2 protein-coding genes are annotated in these 4,893 nt (G+C 66.5%); both read right to left on the bottom strand.

Annotated features, from left to right (window positions below):
* Positions 1-167: 167 nt before the first annotated feature.
* On the bottom strand, positions 168-3,290 hold the full coding sequence (locus AC07YR_RS23165) for a glycoside hydrolase family 2 TIM barrel-domain containing protein (protein WP_494735403.1): 3,123 nt from the start codon (positions 3,288-3,290) through the stop codon (positions 168-170).
* Positions 3,291-3,679: 389 nt separating this feature from the next.
* Positions 3,680-4,705: a LacI family DNA-binding transcriptional regulator gene (locus tag AC07YR_RS23160; protein ID WP_494735402.1), complete on the bottom strand. Its 1,026-nt coding sequence runs from the start codon at positions 4,703-4,705 to the stop codon at positions 3,680-3,682.
* Between the last annotated feature and the right edge of the window lie 188 nt (positions 4,706-4,893).

The following is a 4,893-nucleotide window of genomic DNA, read 5'->3' as shown; positions in this document are numbered from 1 at the left end:
GTCGCTATCTTTCCGCATCAGCGGCGGCGACTCGAATTACTTTACACGCCACACGCACCCGGCACAAATCCACCCCCGCACCACACGTGCGGGCCGCAAAACCCCGGAATTCCGCGGATTCCCGGCCCGTCCCGCCGCTTAGAGGCACCCCAAGTCTGTGAAAGAGCTTATGTGGACTGAGTCACAGAAAATACGAAGGAGAAGTCAGCCTCCCGCGGCGTCAGCCGGTAGCCCTCCAGCACGCCCGGGCCGCAGGCAGCGGTGCCGATTCCGTGCAACGCGTGGTCGAGGTACACGTAGCTGCGGCCATCCAGAACGAGGTCCGGCCGGTGGTTTGCCGCATCCAGTACTTCCAGGCTGTACGGGCGCACGGTGAGGGCGAACCGCTCACCCGCGATGGCGAGCTGGCCGGCGTCGAGCTCCAACGCTGCCGTGTACACGCCGGAACGGGCGCCGGACTCCTGGGGCCGGACGTATTCGACGTCCATGTCGGTCACCGGCATGCGATGCCAGCCAAGCCTGGTGCCCTGGCCGGTATCCGGGTAGCTCTGGTGCGGCCCCTGACCGAACCACCCCACGGACTCAGCCGCTGAAGCCAGCACGAGTTCCAGGCCTATCCGGGCCCACGGCACTGGTTGTCCGGCGTTGACCCACGAACCGTCGGGCCTGACCGATGTCCGAAGGCTGACTCGGAAGCCGTCACTGGTCCAGACGTATTCGGCCAGGACACCGAACTGCTTACCGGCGGCGGCAACCCGTGTCCGCACCACAAGCTCTTCGCCGCCGTCTGCCGAAGGACGGGAGGAAATCCCGACCAGCCGCGGATGCATCCGGTTGAGCCCCGCGTCCAGCCATTGGGTGGCCACGGGACTCGGATCCGGGCTGCCCCATTCCGCACCCAGGTCGTTGTCCGTGGGTGCACGCCACAGCAGCAGCCGGAATCCCTCGACCGCAGTCTCGCCCAGCCGGATGAGCGAACCCGTGGCCCGTTCGAAAACAGCCGGTCCCAGCCGGAGGAAATCACCGTCCACCTTCACAACGGCCGCGGCCGCCGGCGCAGGTGCCATCCGCACGTTGGCTGACGCCTGGCCCCACGCAACTTCATGGCCCGCATCTGCCCACACTGCATCTTTCGCGAGCACCGCGCTGACCGTCAGCACCGCCGGCGCCTGAGCAGCCAGCCCCGGCGCGTGCACGGCGCGTTCCAGCAGTCCTGCCGGCAGCTGGACATCGGCAGATTCGTGCGGCGCCACGGGCGCTACGTCAACCCGACCGCCGTCGACCGTCACGCCTTCGGACTCCACTGTGTACCGGAATTCAAGACCCGCTGTGTCGGCGAAATCGAAGCGGTTGGTGAGCGAGAAAGCGGACCAGTCCCCTGCTACCTCAATGGCCAGCGGCTCGATGACCTTCTTGAAATCCAGAAGGCCCGGGCGGGGGACGCGGTTGGCGTCCACGAGGCCGTCCGTGACGAAGTTGCCGTCGTGGACTTCCTCGCCGAAGTCGCCGCCGTAGACGAAGTATTCCTGGCCGTCAGGGCCCGTGCGGGTGATGCCGTGCTCCAGCCACTCCCACACGAAGCCGCCCATAAGCCTGGGGTGCCGGTGGAAAAGCTCCTGGTACTCGGACATGCCGCCCGGTCCGTTGCCCATGGCGTGGACGTACTCGCACAGGACAAACGGCATGGCCCGGCGCCGCGCGTCCAGCGCCGCATCGTCCAGGGGAGGTTCCGTGCCCTGGCCGATCAGCGCCGTCTCCGCCTGGCTTGCATACATCCGCGAGTAGACGTCCACGTACGCCGAGCTCCAGTCGCCCTCATAGTGGATGGGCCTGGACGGGTCACGGAGTTTGGTCCAGCGGGACATCGCCGCGAGGTTCTCGCCCGTCCCTGCCTCATTGCCCAGGGACCACATGATCACCGATGCGTGGTTCTTGTCCCGTTCCACAGTCCGGGACATCCGGTCGAGAAGGGCCGGCTGCCACTGCCGATCTGCGCTGGGGTTCTGCTTCCACCCGCCCTCTTCGAAACCGTGCGTTTCAAGATCGCATTCAAGGACAACGTAGAAGCCGAGCCGGTCGGCCAGCGCCAGGAAGTCCGGATGCGGCGGGTAATGCGAGGTCCGGATGGCGTTGATGTTGTGCTGCTTCATCAGCCGCAGCTCGCCCTCCATGACGTCCTTCGGAACCACGCGGCCGAGCCTGGGATGGTGCTCGTGGCGGTTGACGCCGCGGAGCAGTATCCGCTGACCGTTCACTTTGAACTGTGCGTCCTCGATAGCGATGCTCCGGAAGCCGATCTGGACCGAAACGGTTTCCCCCTGCTCCCCCGCGGTGGCTGTGCTGACGGTGGCGTCGTAGAGCCGCGGCACTTCTGCCGACCACGGGGAGACCCCCGGGATCCGACGCTCCTCCCCGGCGGGCAGTTCCAGCCCCAGTTCCGGAACGCGCACGACGGCGGCAATCGCCTCACCAGCCCGGCTCGCCTCAACACGCAGTATGCCTTCGCCGCTGTGATGGTCGAAGTCCGCGTGGACAAAGGCGTCGTCAATTCCGTCCGCCGGCCGCGCCTGCAGCGCCACGTCGCGGAAGATGCCCGGCAGCCACCACATGTCCTGGTCCTCGACATAGCTGGCCGCCGAGAACTGGGCGACCTGCACTGCGAGCACGTTCCTGCCCGGCACCAGGACGCCCGAAGCATCGAATTCGTGGGCAAGCCGGCTGCCGCGCGTGGTCCCCAGCAACGTGCCGTTCAGCCACACGGTTCCGGCCGACTCAATGCCGTCGAAACGGATCAACGCCGACGGGAAGAACTCTGGACCCGCCTCAAACTCGAGGAAGAGATCACCGACGGGGTTGGCGTCCGGTGCGTGCGGTGGTTCCACAGCGAAGGGGAACTGAACGTTGGTGTACCAGGGCGTTCCGTGGCCGTGCATGGGCCAGCTCGAGGGCACCGGAAGATCGCCGAAATCCGGACGGTCCCCGCCTGCCTGCCAGCCGTCCTGGGGCGCCTGCCGGACGCCGGCGTGAAGCCTGAACTTCCACACGCCGTTCAGCGACAGGCGCGGCGCATCGCTCTCGAGATAGGCCCGTGCCGGCTTCGTGCCCTGTGCCGGAGCCACCGACGCGAGATCAGCGACCTGCTCGGCGGCAACGTCCAGGCGCTGCTCGGGAGCAGCGGCCGCCGGCTGGGCCGCGGACCGGGAGCCGGTGGCCGCACTGCGGCTGGCGGCGGCGTCCACGGCGGCGCTTACTGCGGAGGTTGGGCTGGCGGTTGTGGGCTCAACGGGCATGGCGGTCCTCGGTTTGGGGTCGGTTCCAGTGCAGTGTGCGCCGGTGCACTTGTGCGTCGTCGCAGTTTCGTGAACGTTCACGTTCCAAGCGATACTACGTCAACGCAACGTGCTTGAAAAGGGCTCACTGCCCCTGGGCTAAGCCACTCCCGCCCGCAGCGGCCCGCCAATGTGATCAACCCTGATTCGGTTAGGCCGGCGAGCCACCGGCGACGCTGTCCCGGCGGCATCACCGCCGACAATCACGAACTCCGAGCCTGTAACGAAGGAGGATTTGTCGTCCAGCCGCCTCATCCCGTGCTTCTGCCCCTGGAGTTGGCTTCGAGCCGCCGAATACAGCTCGCTCGGCAGGGCTTCGGCTGACCGGGCTGCATAGCAGCCGAATGGCATCAGGCAGTTTCCCGGAGCGCCAGCCGATGCTTCAAGGTCAGCCGTGATTCCTCTGATCCGGGGGTGATTGACCCCGACAACAGACCATCAAGAAGTTCGACGGCGGCCCGTCCAACCTCGCGGAGGTCCAAGGCCAGCGTGCTGAGCTGCGGTGTCAGGAGTTCTCCGAGGGGGATTCCGTCCATGCCTACCACCGCACAGTCTTCCGGCACGCGACGTCCCGCATCAGCTGCAGCCTTAAGGACGCCGGCGGCCATGAGATCGTTGAAGACCAAGATCCCGTCAGTCTCCGGATGCGCCCGAAGGAACGCAGCCGCGGCCACCTTGGCCGCCTCTGCTGTCTCTTCGGCGACGATCAGGGACCAGGACATCCCGGCCTCGTCCAAACGCCCAGCCACGGCCTTTCCACGGACGGTGCTGGGAACATGTACGCCGCCGGAGGGCGCGGCACCCGCCTCCAGATAGGCGATGTGCTGCCGTTTCGTGTGGATCAGTCGTTCCACGGCCAGCAGTGCAGCGTGATCGTAATCGAAGTTGATTCTTCCGGCCGCACCTTCCTGAGCCTCGTCCAGCACAATCAGCGGACGACGCCCCAGGACGGACTGCGCGTGGTCGGCGTGGCCGCCAAGGTAGCCGATCACGGCGTCCACCTGGGGTGCCAGATGCTCGACGGCGTCCAGGCCGCTGCGGCCGCCGTGACCATAGTCGTCGACCACCACGTGCCACCCGCGGAGTGTGGCCAATTCCACGACGCTTGAGGCAAAGGCAGGGTAATACGGGTTGGTCAGATCAGGAATCGCCAGGCCAACTGACGTCCGGGCCCCCTGGACGAGGCCTTTGGCGAACCGGCTCGGGGTATAACCCAGCTCCTGAGCCAACTCCTGCACGCGTTGGCGGGTGGATTCTTTGATCCCCGGCATGCCATTCATTGCCCGTGTGACAGTCTGGCGGGAAACCCCGGCGGCCGCGGCCACGTCCAGGATTGTGGCCCGCTTGGCAGGGTATCCGGACGGTGTGTGGCTCATGAAGTGTAAGTCTAGGGGGCGCCGGCGGGAGAGCGTTGCCCGGGGGCCGTGCAGGATGTGCGGGAGGGTCCGGCGAAAGGGCCAGGATCCGCCGGGGGGGGTGCGGGTTTTGTGGTTTAAATGCGGGAGAGCCCCAACCGTGTGGTTGGGGCTCTCGACCTGAATGGTGTTCCGGCGGTGACCTACTC

The organism is Arthrobacter sp. GW460-12-1-14-TSB2, assembly GCF_059423525.1.
Note: the sequence above shows the minus strand (reverse complement) of the source record. Positions and strands in the feature narration are given on the sequence as shown.

Bases quoted from the DNA above. Each gene is read 5' to 3' on its own strand.
- AC07YR_RS23165 (WP_494735403.1), bottom strand. From the start codon at position 3,290: ATGCCCGTTGAGCCCACAACCGCCAGCCCAACCTCCGCAGTAAGCGCC.
- AC07YR_RS23160 (WP_494735402.1), bottom strand. From the start codon at position 4,705: ATGAGCCACACACCGTCCGGATACCCTGCCAAGCGGGCCACAATCCTG.